Source organism: Paenibacillus sp. JNUCC-31, assembly GCF_014844075.1.
Classification (GTDB): domain Bacteria; phylum Bacillota; class Bacilli; order Paenibacillales; family Paenibacillaceae; genus Paenibacillus.
Genome location: NZ_CP062165.1, coordinates 2331365 through 2348079, shown reverse-complemented (window position 1 = coordinate 2348079; position 16715 = coordinate 2331365). Strand labels below are relative to the sequence as shown.

Annotated in this window: 18 protein-coding genes and 1 pseudogene; 16 read left to right on the top strand and 3 right to left on the bottom strand. The window is 46.2% G+C overall.

Translation table 11 applies throughout. The features are described from left to right. Positions 1-133: 133 nt before the first annotated feature. From JNUCC31_RS10205 to JNUCC31_RS10160, 10 genes are all read left to right on the top strand, one after another. Positions 134-976 carry a DegV family protein gene (locus JNUCC31_RS10205; RefSeq protein WP_192270907.1) on the top strand — a complete coding sequence of 281 codons (843 nt, stop codon included), beginning with the start codon at positions 134-136 and terminating at the stop codon, positions 974-976. Positions 977-1111: 135 nt separating this feature from the next. Next, complete coding sequence (locus JNUCC31_RS10200) at positions 1112-1831, top strand: response regulator transcription factor (protein WP_323374371.1); 720 nt, start codon at positions 1112-1114, stop codon at positions 1829-1831. Beyond that, positions 1828-2760 (top strand): sensor histidine kinase, encoded by a 933-nt coding sequence (locus JNUCC31_RS10195; protein WP_192270905.1) that lies wholly within the window; start codon positions 1828-1830, stop codon positions 2758-2760. The genes JNUCC31_RS10200 and JNUCC31_RS10195 overlap by 4 nt, the downstream gene beginning before the upstream one ends. A gap of 129 nt (positions 2761-2889) precedes the next feature. After that, a complete protein-coding gene (locus JNUCC31_RS10190; protein ID WP_192270899.1) occupies positions 2890-3813 on the top strand; it encodes an ABC transporter ATP-binding protein in 924 nt (307 codons plus the stop codon). Further along, complete coding sequence (locus tag JNUCC31_RS10185; RefSeq protein WP_192270898.1) at positions 3806-4504, top strand: ABC transporter permease; 699 nt, start codon at positions 3806-3808, stop codon at positions 4502-4504. The genes JNUCC31_RS10190 and JNUCC31_RS10185 overlap by 8 nt, the downstream gene beginning before the upstream one ends. 105 nt (positions 4505-4609) lie before the next feature. Next, complete coding sequence (thiD, locus tag JNUCC31_RS10180; protein WP_192270897.1) at positions 4610-5422, top strand: bifunctional hydroxymethylpyrimidine kinase/phosphomethylpyrimidine kinase; 813 nt, start codon at positions 4610-4612, stop codon at positions 5420-5422. Between the two features lie 245 nt (positions 5423-5667). Beyond that, on the top strand, positions 5668-6348 hold the full coding sequence (locus JNUCC31_RS10175) for a response regulator transcription factor (protein ID WP_192270896.1): 681 nt from the start codon (positions 5668-5670) through the stop codon (positions 6346-6348). Continuing rightward, positions 6345-8102, top strand: a complete 1758-nt coding sequence (locus JNUCC31_RS10170; RefSeq protein ID WP_192270895.1) for a sensor histidine kinase — start codon at positions 6345-6347, stop codon at positions 8100-8102. Before JNUCC31_RS10175 ends, JNUCC31_RS10170 begins: the two co-directional genes overlap by 4 nt. 20 nt (positions 8103-8122) lie before the next feature. Further along, positions 8123-8668 carry a CDP-diacylglycerol--serine O-phosphatidyltransferase gene (gene pssA, locus JNUCC31_RS10165; RefSeq protein WP_192270894.1) on the top strand — a complete coding sequence of 182 codons (546 nt, stop codon included), beginning with the start codon at positions 8123-8125 and terminating at the stop codon, positions 8666-8668. A 13-nt stretch (positions 8669-8681) separates the two neighbouring features. Further along, a complete protein-coding gene (locus tag JNUCC31_RS10160) occupies positions 8682-9167 on the top strand; it encodes a DedA family protein (RefSeq protein ID WP_053780148.1) in 486 nt (161 codons plus the stop codon). Between the two features lie 335 nt (positions 9168-9502). Here the strand turns inward: JNUCC31_RS10160 and JNUCC31_RS10155 are convergent. Both JNUCC31_RS10155 and JNUCC31_RS10150 read right to left on the bottom strand, forming a co-directional pair. Then, positions 9503-10151: pseudogene (locus JNUCC31_RS10155) on the bottom strand (transcriptional regulator). Between the two features lie 218 nt (positions 10152-10369). Continuing rightward, positions 10370-11560, bottom strand: coding sequence for a cation:proton antiporter (locus tag JNUCC31_RS10150; protein WP_192270893.1), 1191 nt, complete (start codon positions 11558-11560; stop codon positions 10370-10372). Between the two features lie 376 nt (positions 11561-11936). Between JNUCC31_RS10150 and JNUCC31_RS10145 the strand changes: the two genes are divergently transcribed. The 6 genes from JNUCC31_RS10145 (at position 11937) to JNUCC31_RS33245 (ending at position 15582) form a co-directional block, all read left to right on the top strand. Beyond that, positions 11937-12521 carry a DUF420 domain-containing protein gene (locus JNUCC31_RS10145; protein WP_192270892.1) on the top strand — a complete coding sequence of 195 codons (585 nt, stop codon included), beginning with the start codon at positions 11937-11939 and terminating at the stop codon, positions 12519-12521. Positions 12522-12590: 69 nt separating this feature from the next. Further along, positions 12591-13334 carry a 2,3-diphosphoglycerate-dependent phosphoglycerate mutase gene (gene gpmA / locus JNUCC31_RS10140; RefSeq protein ID WP_192270891.1) on the top strand — a complete coding sequence of 248 codons (744 nt, stop codon included), beginning with the start codon at positions 12591-12593 and terminating at the stop codon, positions 13332-13334. A gap of 234 nt (positions 13335-13568) precedes the next feature. Then, on the top strand, positions 13569-13748 hold the full coding sequence (locus tag JNUCC31_RS10135) for a hypothetical protein (protein WP_192270890.1): 180 nt from the start codon (positions 13569-13571) through the stop codon (positions 13746-13748). Between the two features lie 145 nt (positions 13749-13893). Then, positions 13894-14802, top strand: coding sequence for an aldo/keto reductase (locus JNUCC31_RS10130; RefSeq protein ID WP_192270889.1), 909 nt, complete (start codon positions 13894-13896; stop codon positions 14800-14802). Positions 14803-14887: 85 nt separating this feature from the next. Further along, positions 14888-15214: a thioredoxin family protein gene (locus JNUCC31_RS10125; RefSeq protein WP_192270887.1), complete on the top strand. Its 327-nt coding sequence runs from the start codon at positions 14888-14890 to the stop codon at positions 15212-15214. Between the two features lie 173 nt (positions 15215-15387). Then, positions 15388-15582, top strand: a complete 195-nt coding sequence (locus JNUCC31_RS33245; protein ID WP_228469606.1) for a hypothetical protein — start codon at positions 15388-15390, stop codon at positions 15580-15582. Between the two features lie 159 nt (positions 15583-15741). On the opposite strand, the gene JNUCC31_RS10120 is transcribed toward JNUCC31_RS33245, so the two are convergent. Continuing rightward, on the bottom strand, positions 15742-16530 hold the full coding sequence (locus tag JNUCC31_RS10120; RefSeq protein ID WP_267132519.1) for an undecaprenyl-diphosphate phosphatase: 789 nt from the start codon (positions 16528-16530) through the stop codon (positions 15742-15744). Positions 16531-16715 lie beyond the last annotated feature (185 nt).

The window sequence follows — 16715 nt, the reverse complement described above, 5'->3', positions numbered from 1 at the left end:
CGTTCCTTTATAATTGGGGAGCAATAACGCAAACGTTTACAATATGAACTATTCAAATTTTAAATAATCCGCCGGGCATGTGCCTGACGATTGAGGATACAGCTTCAACAATCCGGCAAGAGAGAAGGTTGGAATGAGGAAAATTGCATGGGTCACGGACAGTACAAGCACACTCGATCCGCTATTTGCTGAGCAGAATCATGTGTACATTGTACCTCTGCGCATCGTTTTTGGAGAGGAATGTTATCGGGAGACAGAAGACATCTCGTCGGAATTGTTCTATGAGAAACTGAGTGAGGCTTCACGCGCAAGCAGTTCACAGCCGCCGATTGGTGAGTTTATTGAATTGTATGAGTCGTTGAAAGGCCAGTACGATGAGATCATTGCCATTCATTGCTCCACTGCACTTAGCGGAACGCTGCACACATCGATGCAGGCGGCAGAGATTGCAGGTGTGACCGTTACTGCCATTGATTCCAGAGCAGGCGCTTATCCGCTGCGGGAGATGATTTTGCAAGGACTGGAATGGCAGAAGCAAGGCTATACAGCATCCGAAATCAAACTTCACATCGAACGGATGATTGACAACATGTCCTTTTACCTCATTCCGGCCAGTCTCCAGCATTTGCACCGCAGTGGGCGTGTGTCGGGAACCCAGCTTATTCTTAGCCAATTGTTGAAAATTCATCTGCTGCTTCGATTCGAAGAGGGCAAAGTGGTTGTGAATGAGAAAATCCGTACGTTCAAACGGGCTAAACAGCGCATGCTGGATGTGCTCAAGGTGGATATGGGGAAAGTAAAGCAAGTATGCATCATGCATGCCAACAATCAGGAAGAAGCCGTTACCATCAAACAGCAGATTGCAGACCTGCTTCCCCGCCTGAAGACGGAAATTATGCCTTTTATCCCTGTGGTAGGTATTCATGCAGGTGCGGGGACGATCGGACTGTGCTGGATACGAAGCGAGACGGTATAAGCTTATTTTGGAGACCTGGCAAGAGGGTTCACTTTGCGACATAAAGTGGCCTTCCAGCCGGGTTTTTCGTATTTCATTGCCAATTTCAGCAAACTGTGAGGTAATAAAGAAAAAAGCAATCTTGGAGGGAATCTCGTGTCAGGTTATCGTTTGCTGTTTGTTGAAGATGATCGTTCTATTAGTGAGATGGTCGGTCCTTATTTGGAAAAAGAGGGCTATGACGTCTCTTATGCATATGACGGATTGGAGGCGGAACGTAAGTTCAGCCAATCACAGTCAGACTATGACTTGGTCATTCTCGATCTAATGCTGCCGCACAAGAGCGGCATGGAGGTGCTTCAGTCGATCCGTGCCGTCAGTCTGGTCCCAGTACTCATCTTGTCTGCGAAGGATGGGGAGGTCGACAAAGCCCTTGGTCTTGGATTCGGCGCAGATGATTACTTGAGCAAACCATTCTCGTTGATCGAGTTGACGGCTCGCATAAAAGCAGCCATCCGCCGTGCCAACTATACTTCAAAGCCTGAGACTCCCCCTGTTTCCAGTTCGCAGCGCATTTATATTGGCGGACTTGTAGTCGATATGGAGACGTATGAGGTAGAGCGTGATGGTATATCTGTGAGGCTGACTTCCAAAGAATTCGGCATTCTCAAAATGTTTGTCACCCATCCCGGTAAAGTATTTACGAAGGCTCAAATCTACGCTTCCGTCTGGAATGACCATTATTACGGAGACGAAAATATCATTAACGTTCATATGCGCCGTCTGCGGGAAAAATTGGAAGTGGATCCGTCCAATCCCCAATATATCAAGACATTGTGGGGGATCGGTTACAAACTGGAGGTGGACCAGACGTGACGTTGATCTTCGCCACTTCTACCGTAATCTTGATTCTTGTCGTCGTTCTACTTGGCATAAGGCTTCGTAAGCGCAGCAATCATCTAATCTACTTACATGATAAGTTGACCTCTATTTTGGATAAAGGCACCTATGGACGACTGCTCGTCTTTGACAGTGATCCCCAAATCAGCCTGCTCCTCAAGGACATGAACCGCCTGCTGGACCATGCACATCGGGCTGAGGCAGGTTATGCGAATCAGGAGAAGGAGATGCGCAATATGCTCTCCAACATCTCACATGACTTGAAGACGCCCCTTACGGTCGTACTCGGTTATAGTGAAACCCTGCTGCACAGTGCTTCATTAACCGATCAGGAACGGGAGATCATGACTGGCAAAATCCAGGATAAGGCGCAGGAGGTGCTGCGTCTGGTTCATTCTTTTTTTGACCTGGCGAAGCTGGAGTCCGGAGATACCGAGCTTGCACTGACCAGGGTCAATGTGAGCGAATTATGCCGTGTGAAAATGCTCTCTTTCTATGAAATGCTAACGAATCAGGGTCTGCACGTGGAACTGTCGATTCCGGAAAGCGATATCTTTGTAAAAGGCAATGCGGAAGCGCTGGACCGTGTGCTGGATAATCTGATAACCAATGCCATGAAGTATGGAGCGGATGGCAAGGTACTTGGACTTTCACTCCAGTATTCAAGGGGGGAGCAGGTAACGCTAAGTATCTGGGACCGGGGCAAAGGAATTCCTGAACAGGAGCATAGCCGTGTATTCGAACGCATGTATACGCTGGAGGATTCCCGTAACCGTCTCTATCAGGGGAGCGGTCTGGGGCTGACCATTACGAAGCGATTGGTGGAGCGGATGGGCGGAGACATTGATTTGCATAGTGTACCGTATCAACGAACTGTATTCTCAGTGTCTCTAAATCCTGGTTAGATGAATTTTAGGAACTCTCCCGCTAAGCTTAAGGTTTTTGTAAGATTTGATTAATAAAAAAGAAGACTTTTCTCTTTACAATACAGATATAAGAACCCGTCAGGGACGAACGTAAAGGAGAACAAGAACATGACCTATATTGCGCGGACGATAGATGTGACCAAAACATATGCAGGGACAGAGGTTGTATCGAACGTCAATATGAGTATCAAGCAAGGGGAGATTTACGGGTTTCTTGGTCCGAATGGAGCGGGGAAAACGACCATGATGAAAATGCTGACCAACCTGGTCAAACCGACCGTAGGCGAGATTGAATTATTCGGAGAAAAGCTTACCCCTACCTCTTATGAATTGCTGAAACGAATGGGCAGCATCATTGAATATCCTTTTTTCTACGATAAACTGTCCGCCAGGGAAAATCTGGAGCTCCATTGTGAATACATGGGATTTTATAACAAAAAGATCATTGATAATATGATGGAAAATGTGGGTTTGAAGGACACCGGCAAGAAGCCGGTTCGTGATTTTTCTCTGGGGATGAAACAGCGTTTGGGCATCGCTCGCGCGCTGATCACAACGCCTGAACTGCTCATTCTGGATGAACCGATTAATGGGCTCGATCCCGTAGGAATCAAGGAGATGCGCGACTTGTTCAAACGTCTCAGTTCCGACTATCGAATTACCTTGTTAATCTCCAGCCACATTCTCGGGGAAATTGAACAGGTTGCGGACACTGTTGGAGTAATTCGGGATGGACGTCTGGTTGAGGAAGTATCGATGGATAGTATCCGTGGAAGCAACAGCGAGTATATTGAGTTGCAAACACAGGATACACGTAAAGCCACGTACGTCATGGAACATCAGCTGGGGTTGAAAAATTATAAATTGGTCGATGACCATACCGTACGTATCTATGATTCGGGCATCGCTCCATCCGAATTGACTGGTAAACTGATTGGGCATGGCGTTGAGATCGAATCCATTTTCAAGCGGGCTCATTCACTGGAAGAACACTTCATGACCTTAATGAAAGGGGATGGAGACGTTGCTTAAACTGATCCAACTGGAGTTGCGCAAACATCGGTTTGCAGGTTATATAGGAGGCGCGGCTATCGCCAATATTGTCATCCTGCTGTTTCTGATCATGATCGGATTGGTGGATTACGGAGCAGAGGACTACTCTTTCTTGAATTATCCGGTGTCCTTCATTCTGATTGATACGATTGCTCGGGCTACCTTTATTATCTTTGGAGGCGCTCTGATATCGAAGCTGATCATTAGCGAGTATCGAAACAAAACGATGAATGTCATGTTTACCTATCCCATCAAACGTCACAAAATTATCGCGGCCAAATTGATCATTATTTTTTTGTTTACCTTTTTCAATATTCTGTTTACCGATTTGTTGATGGGGACGATCCTGCTGACGACAAATCACTTCTATTCGTTTATTCCTGACGCATTAACGGTGAATGAAGCACTCACGCTGTTGGTAAAATACACGATTAGTTCTCTCTCGGCTGCTGCCATGGCCCTCATTCCTCTATTGTTCGGAATGCGTAAGCACTCTGCCACGGCCACACTGGTATCGTCCATCTTTCTTGTGTTCGTGGTATGTTCAGGTATCAATGGACCCAGCGTATCCATTAATTCCATCATTGTGATTCCCCTGACATTGGGGGCAATCGGGCTGTGGATTGCTTCAATGTCCATGATCGGTCTGGAGACGAAAGATGTGAACTGAATTCTCTTCCAAACCATACTCCGTATGGCTTCAGATGCCATTGACATCCGCACGTACAAGGGATAGGATAATGTCAATTGAAGGACGAAGGAGAATGCAACTACCATGACGATTCCAAAAACATTAACAATCGCTGGTTCGGACACGAGCGGCGGTGCAGGGATTCAAGCAGATTTGAAAACTTTTCAGGAGCTTGGTGTGTATGGCATGACTGTACTGACTACTGTGGTAGCCATGGAGCCCGATACGTGGGATCATCAGGTCTTTCCTGTGGAATTAAATGTAGTCGAGGCACAGCTGCGTACTGTTCTGGATGGTATCGGTTTTGATGCAATGAAGACGGGCATGTTGGGTTCTGTAGACATCATCGAATTGGTTGCGAAGCATATTCGTCGCAGCGGACTGCCACAGATCGTTATTGATCCGGTTATGGTCTGCAAAGGTACGGACGAAGTGCTGCAACCTGAAAATACGGAAGCAATGATCGAATTCCTGTTGCCAGGTGCCGATCTTGTTACACCAAATTTGTTTGAGGCATCACAGCTCGCGAAAAGCGGACCGATTCGCTCCAAGGAGCAGATGGAATCGGCGGCAGCTGCCATTCATGATCACGGGGCGAAGCATGTCCTGATCAAGGACAGAGGTGTTATTAACCCTGGCAAAGCGATGGATCTTCTCTATGACGGAACAAACTACGAATGGTTTGAAGCCGATGTTGTTGGCTCCGGATATACACATGGTGCGGGCTGCACCACATCTGCAGCAATTACTGCAGGTTTGGCACGTGGTCTTACCGTGAAAGAGGCTGTTCGTGAAGGCAAGGCCTTCGTGACCAAAGCGATTGCCGGCGGATTTCCGCTAAACCGCTTTGTAGGCCCAACGTTGCATGTGGCACACCGCCTGGAGCAATTACGCTAAGCGGTGGTGCGTAATTGCAGCGTGTAATCGCGGAGAAAAACGTGGTTTCAACCGGAAGAAGTCGTCAATGAGCAGGGGATTGCTCATTGACGACTTCTTTTTTGTGCGAAAATGTATGGGATTTAGTAACTTTTGGTATATATTAATCGTATATAAGATGGAGTTCATTCCAGAACATGGATGGACACATGGACGACACACGGAATCGGTATGTTAACATCAGGATGCTAAAAGGAGAGTCGGCCATGGTCAGAACAGTGCTTTTGGTGGAAGACGAAAGCCGCATTCGTGAGATTGTGGCCGATTATTTCATAAAAGAACAATGGAACGTAATTGAAGCAGAACATGGGATAGAGGCACTGGAACTGTTGGCCCTGCATGAAGTGGATCTGGTCATTCTGGATGTGTTGATGCCGGAAATGGATGGATGGACGTTATGTGGGCATATTCGTTCCCAGTCGACCGTACCTATTATAATGCTGACTGCCCGATCGGAAGATGATGACAAGATTCATGGCTTTCAGCTCGGTGTGGATGATTATGTGACGAAGCCATTCAGTCCTCGTGTACTGGTGGCACGTGCAGAGACATTAATGAAGCGGGTAGAGGGTGCTGTTAGCAAGGATCAGACCGTGATTCGGTTTGGAGGAGCAGCACTTGATCCCTGGGCGCGACGGCTTGAGAAAGATGGAGTCGAAGTGGAGCTTGCTCCCAAAGAATATGATCTGCTGCTGTATCTAACTCGCAATCAGGGAATTGTATTGTCCCGCGATGCGATTCTGAATCGGGTATGGGGATATGATTTTGAGGGAGATTCGCGTGTGGTGGATACCCATATCAAAAAGCTTCGCAGCAAGCTTGGGGAAGAAGCCAAGTGCATCCGGACCGTTATCGGTACCGGTTACCGATTCGAGGCTGAGGCATGAGACGTAACGGTGTAACGATGAAACTGTTTCTGGTCATGGCCGGATTCCTGCTTCTTCTATATGGAACAACGGTGATTGCCCAACTGATATGGTTCCCGGACTTCTATCAGCATCAGAAGATTAGCAGTATTAAGAAAAAATTGACGAAATTTGAACAACAATATTCGAATGGACATTGGAATGATGTGCAGCTGGCCAAGGAGACTGGGAAGTTCATGCGACAAAATCAGTCGCATCTGGTCATCCTGACGAACACGGGCAAGCTGGTCAACGACCCGTTTCACATTACATTGCTCCGGGAGGATGGCACACAGGTGAAAGTATCCCTGTCACTGTTCATTAACAGTGAGAACGCTGGCTGGATCGCTTCCCATCTGAAGTATGGGAAGGAGTTGACTGTGACAGGTCCAGCCAGTGGCTTGAAGGAACCCATGGTATATCCATTCAAAATCAAAGATGCCCAATCCTCTGTTTGGGGAACAGAGGGTTTCCTGGAATGGGCTGAACCGTCTCAGGAATGGTCTGGTGTTTTGACTGAAGTTGTCCTCCCCAATTTGGCAACATGGAGCCAAAGACAGGGACTGCTTGTGCAGGCACTGGACAGCCGTTTTCCCTTGTCTACGGAAGACCAGCTGAGTCTCGCCAATGGGAAAATGATCAATGAAGAATGGACCGATAGCTGGAGTGGTGTACGAAATGTGCTCACCATTGCCCCGGTGCACAGCACCGGACCCCAGCAGCAACTTATTTTTTCACTGACGTCCTTACAGGAAATGAGGGAGGCAAGTGAAGCCACACAATTATTCTATGCCTATTTCGGTATTGCTGCATGTGTATTAATTGTATTTCTTTCACTGCTTTTATCTCGAATTGTCACCAAACCGTTGCTTGCACTGAATCATGTTGCCAAAAAGATGTCTACCCTCGATTTCACGGTGAAATCGCCCATACGCCGCAATGACGAGATAGGCAGTCTGTCCAATAGCCTCAATGCGCTGTCTACAACATTGGGTCAGACACTGGAAGAGCTTAGACAGGCGAACAGTCAGATGCGCACCGATATGGAAATGAAGCAGCGGATTGAACAGCGGCAGCGGGAGTTCTTTGCCGATGCATCCCATGAACTCAAAACGCCAATCAGTATCATCAAAGGGTACTCCGAGGGATTGAAAGATGGGGTTAGTGAGGGCAAACGTGAGCGCTACATCGAGATTATTGCCGATGAAGCGGTCAAAATGGAAACGATGGTTGAAGAGATGCTGGATCTGGTACGGCTGGAATCCCAAGCGATTAAGCTGAACACGGATGCAGTGGCTCTTGGAGATATGATTGAAGATATTGCGGGACGTCTTGGTCCACAACTGAAGGAAAAGGAACTGGATGTCGTATTGGTTTCGACTACGGAACAGACCGTTGAGGGAGACCGTAGCAAGTTAGAGCAAGTCATCTATAATATGATGATGAATGCTATACGTCATGCCATTCCTAAGACCGATATTATGATTGAGATCAGCAGGCCCGAAGGGCAGGTTCGAATCTCCATTGAGAATCAGGGTGAGCAAATTTCGGAAGCGGAGCGCCAGTACATCTGGGAAAGATTTTACCGTGTGGAACGCTCACGCAATCGCAAAATGGGAGGGACCGGACTCGGCCTGGCCATCGCGAAGCAGATTCTCGATTTGCATGGATGCAGTTATGGTGTGGAGAACACGCCGGACGGAGTCCGTTTTTATATTATTTTTCCTAATGAATAGTACGAAGGGGAGTCAAGTCTATGAAATCTTTACCGTCCATATTAACGTTGGGCAATCTAACTTCAGGCATGTTGGCTGTCATAATGGCTATTCATGGCGAGTTTGCTCTGGCTGTTACGATGATCTGGGTAGCCATGTTCTTTGATTTATTTGACGGGTTTGCGGCCCGTAAATTGCATTGTGAGGGTGAATTCGGCAAAGCGCTGGATTCGCTGGCTGATGTCGTTTCGTTCGGAACCGCACCTGTGCTTATCCTGTATCTGAACTCCATGATCGAAGTGAATGCGCTGGGTATGGCGCTGACCGCATTATTCCCGGTATGTGGTGCATTGCGTCTTGCACGATACAATTGCCAGAAGACAGCAAGCCATGGGTTTGTTGGCATGCCGATTACGTTTGCAGGTGGTCTGATGTCCTTTTTCGCGCTCTGGAGCCCTTATTTCACTCATGGTGTAGCTTATCTTGTCATTGTTGTATTATCCGGTCTAATGGTTAGCCAAATCCGATTCCCATCTCTAAAACAAGTGCTAGCCCCCCATGAGAAGGATATTGTGGAACCGAAATAAGGAGCGAGTCAGTATGGAATTTGCTAGAGAATTTATTGGTCAATATGGTTATTTCGCAATATACGGACTGCTGGCTCTTGGCGTGATTGGCATGCCTATTCCGGATGAGGTGATGATGACCTTTGTCGGTTATCTCGCCTCCATCTCGGTCCTTAACTATTCGGTTTCTATCGTTGTCAGTTTTGGCGGAGCGTTTACTGGAGGACTTCTGAGTTACACGATTGGCAAGAAGGCCGGCCGGCCACTGGTGGAGAAGTACGGTAAATGGGTCGGGGTCAATGCCAAACGGCTCGGCAGGGTGGAGTCCTGGTTTTTGAAATATGGGTATTGGTCCATCATACTGGGATATTTCATTCCAGGCATTCGTCATCTAATGTGCTGCTTCTCCGGGATCAGCCGCATGGCTATAGGGCGATACGTTCTTGTCTCCAGCATTGGAGCGTTTATATGGTGTGTTGTTTTTATATCGATCGGTTTTTACGTCGGTGTGTTAACTTAAAATGGGACTAGCCTGTTATGAACAGGCGAAGTGATAGAGACCTTTTGCATGTAAAGGGGTCTTTTTTTGTTTGTGCTGGATTGTATGGAACGAGTTTAACGTATGTTTACGAGCCTAGTGTCTTTAACGAGTAACCTTTCAGATTGGATCAATTCTAACGGACTGGAATGTTCTTATTCAGGAGATACGGGTACTGTCTAAATTCTAACGAATCCCATCATCCTTATTTCATGAAAAGATTGATATATAGCGGTAATTGAATCAGTTTCGCAGAAATAAGGTGGCTTGGATTCGTTAGATGTTGGACCAGATGATTTCTAGTGAAATAGAGTGTCTCAGGTTCGTAAGGCATACGTCCGGTATCGTTGTCTACCACCAACAACATGAAGCATATGCTGTTCAACCAGGCTGTGTAGAATTCTGCGGGCATGCTGAATTGTAATTTTCAGATGGACTGCCAGTTCGGAAGGGGTAAAGGGACGAATGATGCGTCTGGCATAACGGATACACTCCGCTTCGAGCCAATTGAAGGATGACGGTGTATCTGTGGCAACGAATTTCCCGATAAAAGAAAGCACAAGCTGTTGACAGCGTTTAGGTTCTTCCTTTATGGAAAGATAAGCTATCGGCAAAAATGTCCAATCATCAAGTGTCAGCAAACAATGCCGCCAGCATAGATCTTTAAAGCGACGTACATCTAGATCCCGAGCATGGGGCCCATATCCTTGTATCTCAATTCCTCCCTTAACGCCGTTACCTGGCAGCCAGATCAAGATATCCATATCCATTATGAAAATCCCGAACCTCCCATTCTGGATGCAAATGATTAAAGTTTCTTACAACCGGGAACCAAACCAAACGAAGAAATTCCAAAGTACCATATTCAAGTCCATTCTCTATTCTTGAACGCACTCTAAGATTAGTTTCCTTCTCCAGAAGTGAGTGTATCCATTCCTCATATGCCTGTTCAAATGCAATGCTCATCGTAATCATCTCCTCCTTATACAGGTCGAACGATTATTATAAAAAGCAAAAAGCCGCTCTGAACAATTCCTACCATTTAGAATCGAAGGTGGAAAATGTATCAAAGCGGCGTGTGCTTCACGACCTGAGTTCTTTTATTAGGACAAGTATAACGTTAGAGGCAGGATCATTTCAATACATTTCCTAACCTCTCCTTATCATTGATATTCTTTATGAAGTTACCCGCTTAGATGGGAGTCCTCAATGCCTTTTTCAACACGTCTTTCCCCTTTTTTGCGTGCAAAGGTGATTTTGAGCAAAGGTGGCGTAACCAATGTTGTAACAATAACCATGATAACCACACTGGTGAAATACTCGGGATCGAGTAATCCGGAAGCAAGCCCGGTGGAGGCAATAATCAGAGCGACTTCTCCTCTGGAGATCATCCCCGAGCCAATAGCCAGAGAGGATGCCCGATCAAATCCGGTCAGTCGTGCACCTGCTCCGCCGCCCAGAAGTTTGGTTACAATGGCAATGAGACTGATAACGATAATGAACCAGATTTGTGAACCCACGCCATCAAAAGTAACATTCAAACCGATACTTACAAAGAATACCGGGACAAAAATCCCGTACGCGATCGGCTCAAGCTTGGTTTCGACCTCATGTTTGAAGTTCGTTTGGGAGATGGCGATACCTGCTGCAAAGGCGCCGATAATACCTGCAACACCCATCCATTCCGCAAAGTACGAAAAGCCAAAACAAATGATTAATCCGGCTGTAATAACGGTTTCTGTCACCTTCAGCGGAGCCATCCACTTCATGATGCGTGGAACAAGGAACCAGCTTGCAGCGATAATAATAACAAAGAATAGCAGTTTCTTGCCGATGAGCAGCGAGATTGAAGTATCCGTAGCACCTGTTCCGAGCAAACTCATCATGACAGCAAGGATGACCACAACCAGCACATCATCGACAACAGCTGCCCCTAGAATGGTTGTACCCTCACGAGAACTGAGCTGATTCATGTCTTTTAGCGTCTGGACCGAGATGCTGACCGAAGTGGCGCAGAATAATAGTCCAAAGAACAAAGCGTGCGTCTGCGACATGCCGAAAGCGGTAGCAGCTCCATAACCTCCGATGAATGGTAAAATGATACCACCCACGGCAACAGCAAAAGCTGCCTTCCAATTTTTTTTCAATTGATCCAGATCTGTTTCAAGCCCGGCTATGAACATGAGCAACAGTACTCCGATTTCAGCCATGTAATGAACGAAATCACTTTGTTGAACCCAACCGAGCAGGGCAGGACCGAGTATGACACCAACGATTAACTTTCCCAAAACCGATGGCTGACCGAGTCTCACGGATAAATCACCGGCCAACTTGGTGAAAATCAAAATAAGGGCAAGAACCAAAATAAATTCCATAAGTGTGCTCCTCTCCAGCAGTAGCGTTTATAGGATTACCAGTCCAAGGGGGGATCATTCCAAACCTAAAAAACAGAAAAAGGCATAAAGCGGCGCTTGTAATTGTGCCGCTTTATGCCTTAAAAAAAGACAAGGAGGGCCCTTGGTGACAGGCTCCTCCAGTTCAACGCGTATGTGATTAATTGCATTAATTATACCACATCTACAGGATGGGGTAAACCAGGTGGGGTGAGCTTTTAATGAAAATGGCCTCAAAGGGGCATTTTAAGGGTACTTGGCGAGGCTTTTTGTTCAGAGTGTTGTCACTTAACAGTCGAGAAATGGCAAGATATAATGAGATAGAACATAGAAGTTAGGATATGAGGAGGATTTTTCATTGGGCAAACATGACAAAGGGGACCCAAACATTCAATCCAATCAGATTGCCCCGACCAGTAATAAAAATTTTGCAGGTATCATTATTACCATTTCCATTCTCGCCAATGTCATTATTTTATTGTTGTTCTTTGCACCGTCGATCGGATACAAAGGCGATGTGGCCTTTGACATTACAGTGTTGCCGCGGTTTAATGCCGTGTTCAACAGCTTCACTTTCATTTTCCTGCTTGCGGCCTTGATTGCCATTATCAAGCGGAATGTGAAACTGCACAAACGTTTCATCCTTGCTGCATTTACGACGACCCTGTTATTCCTTGTTACGTATTTATCGTTTCACTATCTGTCTCCGGAAACGTCCAAATACGGTGGAGAAGGCATCATTCGTTCCATCTATTTCTTCATTCTGATTACGCACAGCGTTTTGGCAGCCATCATTGTGCCACTCGCTCTGTTCACTCTGGTATGGGGCTGGACAAATCAATTGAAGAAACACCGTAAAATTGCCCGTTGGACGATGCCGATTTGGCTGTATGTTAGCTCCACGGGTGTAGTTGTATATCTGATGATGGCACCATACTATTAATTTCACATATCATGGGCATATCCGGCTCGCCTTGCGGGTAATGGTTTCATGGAAGGAGGGTTCACGTTTATGTACAGAGTCGTATTAATTCGCCATGGACAGAGTTTGTGGAATGTAGAGAACCGTTTTACCGGTTGGACGGATGTGGATCTGACGACCGATGGATACGGAGAGGCGCGTAAAGCGGGGAAAATCCTGAAGGAACAGGGTTTTGATTTTGATTATGCTTATGCTTCGGTACTCAAACGCTCGATTCGAACACTGGATATTGCACTCGATGAGATGGACCGGATGTGGATTCCTATTACGAAGACGTGGAAGCTGAACGAGCGCCACTATGGTGCCTTGCAAGGACTGAACAAACAGCAGACTGCCCTGAAGTATGGCGAGGAGCAAGTGATGGAGTGGAGACGCTCCATTAGCGTATCTCCCCCGGCGCTGGACGAAACAGATGATCGTTATGTTCAGGACCAGGACAAGTATCAACGGCTAGGCTGTACCATTCCGCGTACGGAGAATTTGATGGATACATCCAAGCGGGTGCTGGAATATTGGAACACAGAGATCAAACCGATGGTATCGGCAGGCAAAAGGGTACTGATCTCCGCGCACGGCAATACGCTCCGTTCACTCGTCATGCATTTGGACCAGATGTCCGAAGCGGACGTAATAGCGCTTAACATCCCGACAGGCATTCCGCTGGTCTATGAACTGGATGAAGATTTGCATCCGATCGGTCACTTTTATCTGACTGCGAATGGCTCCACGTATAAACATGAGGAAATGACTCATGTCGCACCACCGTCCGATTAATCGAACATTTTTCTGACCGAACAGGGTTGAGCATGGGTCGACAGTAGTAACAATGGGTTCAACGTATACAACATGTTAGAAGATGGCTTTCCTGAATTCCCAGGCGGTCATCTTTTTTACGTTATAATAGATCATTCTCTAATTTTAGAAATCGCATTGGAGGTTTCGTTTTTCTCCTACAGGGTAATCTCAAGCAAGACAAAATGTATACTAATCCTGAAGGAGGAACAACATATGTCTAAAAAAAGTGGAATCATTGTAACAGCCATTGGAGCAGGCGTGACCTATTTGATGAGGAACAAACAAGCAAGGGATAAGCTGTTCACTACGGTGTCAGGACTCATGAAAAGCTCAAGCTCATCTTCAAGCCCGTCTTATGGAAGCCAAAAAGGTTCACGAGTGGATATAAAATAGATTTTGGCTTAGGAGTTACTATGCATAGAAGCCCGGAACTGGAAAGGTCCCGGGTTTTTGTGTGCGCTCATATGACATGCGATTTTTGCCTACAAGAATGATACAATGGAAACTTGCAGAACGTATGGAAGGGGATGTACAACCTATGAAGAAAAATCGACTGGGTTCGTCCGAACTCATGGTTGGCGAGATTGGACTCGGCTGTATGTCGCTTGGAACTGAACAAAAGCCTGCTGTAGCCTTGATCCATGAAGCATTGGATCACGGTGTTAATCTCTTGGATACCGCTGATCTGTATGATGCAGGACGCAATGAGGAAATCGTGGGCGAGGCCATTCAGGGACGCCGGGATCAGGTGATTGTGGCTACGAAGGTCGGCAATCGTCGCATACCCGGGAAAGAAGGCTGGTCATGGGACCCGTCCAAAGCCTATATCAAACAAGCTGTCCGTGACAGTCTGAAACGGCTGCAGACGGATTATATTGATCTGTATCAGCTGCATGGCGGCACAATGGATGATCCAATCGAAGAGACGATCGAAGCTTTTGAGGAACTGAAGCAGGAAGGTCTTATCCGATATTATGGCATATCCTCCATTCGTCCCAATGTGATTCGGGAATATGTACGGAGGGCTTCCATTGTCAGCGTGATGAATCAATACAGTGTAGCAGATCGCCGGGCTGAGGAAGAAGTATTGCCTCTATTGGAGGAAAAGGGTATTAGTGTTATCGCTCGTGGACCCGTGGCAAGTGGGGTTCTCGCCGATTCGGGTGCTGCCAAGGCAGATAAAGGCTATCTGGATTATACGCCAGAGGAATTGCACACCATCCGCCAAGGATTGAGCCGTCTGGTTACAGATCATCGCAGCATGGCTCAAACGGCCATTCGTTATGCACTGGCACATCCGGCTGTTGCTGCTGTCGTGCCAGGGGCCAGTTCGAAGGAACAGTTGTTGCATAATATTGCGGCCTCGGAAAAAACAGTGCTTTCGGCTGAGGAAATTAACGAAATACGGGAGCTCATTCCCGCCAATGTCTACAAGCAGCACCGTTAAACGTTTGTCAGCCTATTTTCAATTGTAACTATACGAGGTACAATGAAGATCAATCATAAAGAAATCATTAAGGGAGAGAAGACATATGGAAAGAATTCAAAGTGAACAACAATATCGCGATACAATCAATTCTGACGGTCTTACCGTCATTAAATTTGATACAACCTGGTGTACGGATTGCAAAAACCTAGATCGTTTTATCGGGGACGTTATCGACCAGCATGCAGATAAAACCTTCTATGCCCTGGATGCAGAAGAATTCCTGCCATTTGCTGAAGAGAACGGCGTACGTGGTATTCCAAGTCTGCTGGTATTCCAGCATGGCAAAAAAATCGCACATTTGCACAGTAAGTGGGCTAAAACGCCTACTCAAATCTCCGAGTACCTGGAGACACTTGAGTCCAAGGTATAAACTTCAATATTTGCATAGGCTAGATCTATTTGAACACCTTCCATCCATGGATGTGAAGGTGTTTTTTGCTGTTAATTTGAAAAAAACTCGTTAGAAGGCTTGTTTAGAATTTGTTCAGTCCATCTCCGTATAATGTATATTATAAACTGAATATTGGAGTGAAAGAGATCATTATGAGTAAAACGATTTTTGAAGAAATGCATCAACTCAGCCACAATGATGACCAAAGATACCGATTGTTAATGAGAGGCGTAAAAAAACGGCTGGAGGAGCAAAAACAGAGAAGATGCAATCTGATCGAAAAGATTAAATATTATCAGAGTTATAGAAATCAGTATAGAAACATTCAAGTTAAAGAGTGGTCCTGAGTCAGGTATACTTTTATAGAGTAAAAAAAGCTAGTCTGTCGTACATAATTCATATTGCTTATTCCAAAGCACAAGAAAAAACCAAAGCCGATGGCAATTCAGTTCCAAAAGGAACTTGAGATTACCATCGGCTTTGGTTTACATGTCTTAATGATCTGACTACATCATTAAAATGATAAAGAACACGGCTGCCAGCACAAAGCGGTAGATTGCAAAGACGGTCAGACTCAGTTTTTTCAAAATGGACAGGAACGTCTTGATGGCAAGCATGGCTACGATAAATGCAGCTATAAATCCAATGGCGAAGATGGGGAAGTCACTGGTGTTCAGGTGATCGATACTTTTGTACAGATCATATCCTGTGGCTCCAATCATAATCGGCACAGATACCAGGAATGTAAATTCCGCCGCAGCAACCCGGCTTACCCCTGCAAACAGTCCACCAGAGATCGTCGAACCGGAACGGGAGAAGCCTGGCCATAGTGCGAGAATCTGAAAAAGACCCACAACAAATGCCTGTTTATACGTAATATCGTCTACATCATGGGTTGTGATGCGCTCACTACGGTGGCTCCATCGTTCAGCGACAATCATCAGAATACCACCAATGACAAGACTGTACAGCACCGTCTGTGCACCAAAAAGATGCGCCTTGATCCAATCACGGAATACAAGTCCAATGACTACGGCTGGAACCATCGCCAAAAAGATATGAATGAGGTTCAGACGGGAGGTGTAGCTCCTTTTGCCTCCGGTGAAGCGGAACATATCAATGAATTTGTTCCAGTACAGCACCACGACAGCAAGTACAGCTCCGAGCTGCACAACCACCTCAAACGTTTTGACTGACTCGTTGTCCTCTGATAATCCCAGCAAGTGAGCGGTCAGAATCATGTGTCCAGTCGAGGACACGGGCAAAAACTCAGTCAAACCTTCGATGATGCCCATAATAATTGATGATATAAAGTCCAATTCTCTTCCTCCTTGAAGTGCAGATGGCAGCATAAGGGCTGTCCTGCGTGACAATGCTCGTTCATTTGGAACAAGGCTATCATCTATTATGATATCAAATGCGTCCAACTTCAACTTATGCCTATAATGGATTGTTTAAAACCATATTGACAAAAACCTAG

Coding starts and splice junctions, on each gene's coding strand:
- gpmA (WP_192270891.1), top strand. CDS start 12,591: ATGTACAGAGTCGTATTAATTCGCCATGGACAGAGTTTGTGGAATGTA.
- JNUCC31_RS10175 (WP_192270896.1), top strand. CDS start 5,668: ATGGTCAGAACAGTGCTTTTGGTGGAAGACGAAAGCCGCATTCGTGAG.
- JNUCC31_RS10130 (WP_192270889.1), top strand. CDS start 13,894: ATGAAGAAAAATCGACTGGGTTCGTCCGAACTCATGGTTGGCGAGATT.
- JNUCC31_RS10190 (WP_192270899.1), top strand. CDS start 2,890: ATGACCTATATTGCGCGGACGATAGATGTGACCAAAACATATGCAGGG.
- JNUCC31_RS10205 (WP_192270907.1), top strand. CDS start 134: ATGAGGAAAATTGCATGGGTCACGGACAGTACAAGCACACTCGATCCG.
- JNUCC31_RS10120 (WP_267132519.1), bottom strand. CDS start 16,530: ATGGGCATCATCGAAGGTTTGACTGAGTTTTTGCCCGTGTCCTCGACT.
- JNUCC31_RS10160 (WP_053780148.1), top strand. CDS start 8,682: ATGGAATTTGCTAGAGAATTTATTGGTCAATATGGTTATTTCGCAATA.
- JNUCC31_RS10135 (WP_192270890.1), top strand. CDS start 13,569: ATGTCTAAAAAAAGTGGAATCATTGTAACAGCCATTGGAGCAGGCGTG.
- JNUCC31_RS10125 (WP_192270887.1), top strand. CDS start 14,888: ATGGAAAGAATTCAAAGTGAACAACAATATCGCGATACAATCAATTCT.
- JNUCC31_RS33245 (WP_228469606.1), top strand. CDS start 15,388: ATGAGTAAAACGATTTTTGAAGAAATGCATCAACTCAGCCACAATGAT.
- JNUCC31_RS10150 (WP_192270893.1), bottom strand. CDS start 11,560: ATGGAATTTATTTTGGTTCTTGCCCTTATTTTGATTTTCACCAAGTTG.
- pssA (WP_192270894.1), top strand. CDS start 8,123: ATGAAATCTTTACCGTCCATATTAACGTTGGGCAATCTAACTTCAGGC.
- thiD (WP_192270897.1), top strand. CDS start 4,610: ATGACGATTCCAAAAACATTAACAATCGCTGGTTCGGACACGAGCGGC.
- JNUCC31_RS10170 (WP_192270895.1), top strand. CDS start 6,345: ATGAGACGTAACGGTGTAACGATGAAACTGTTTCTGGTCATGGCCGGA.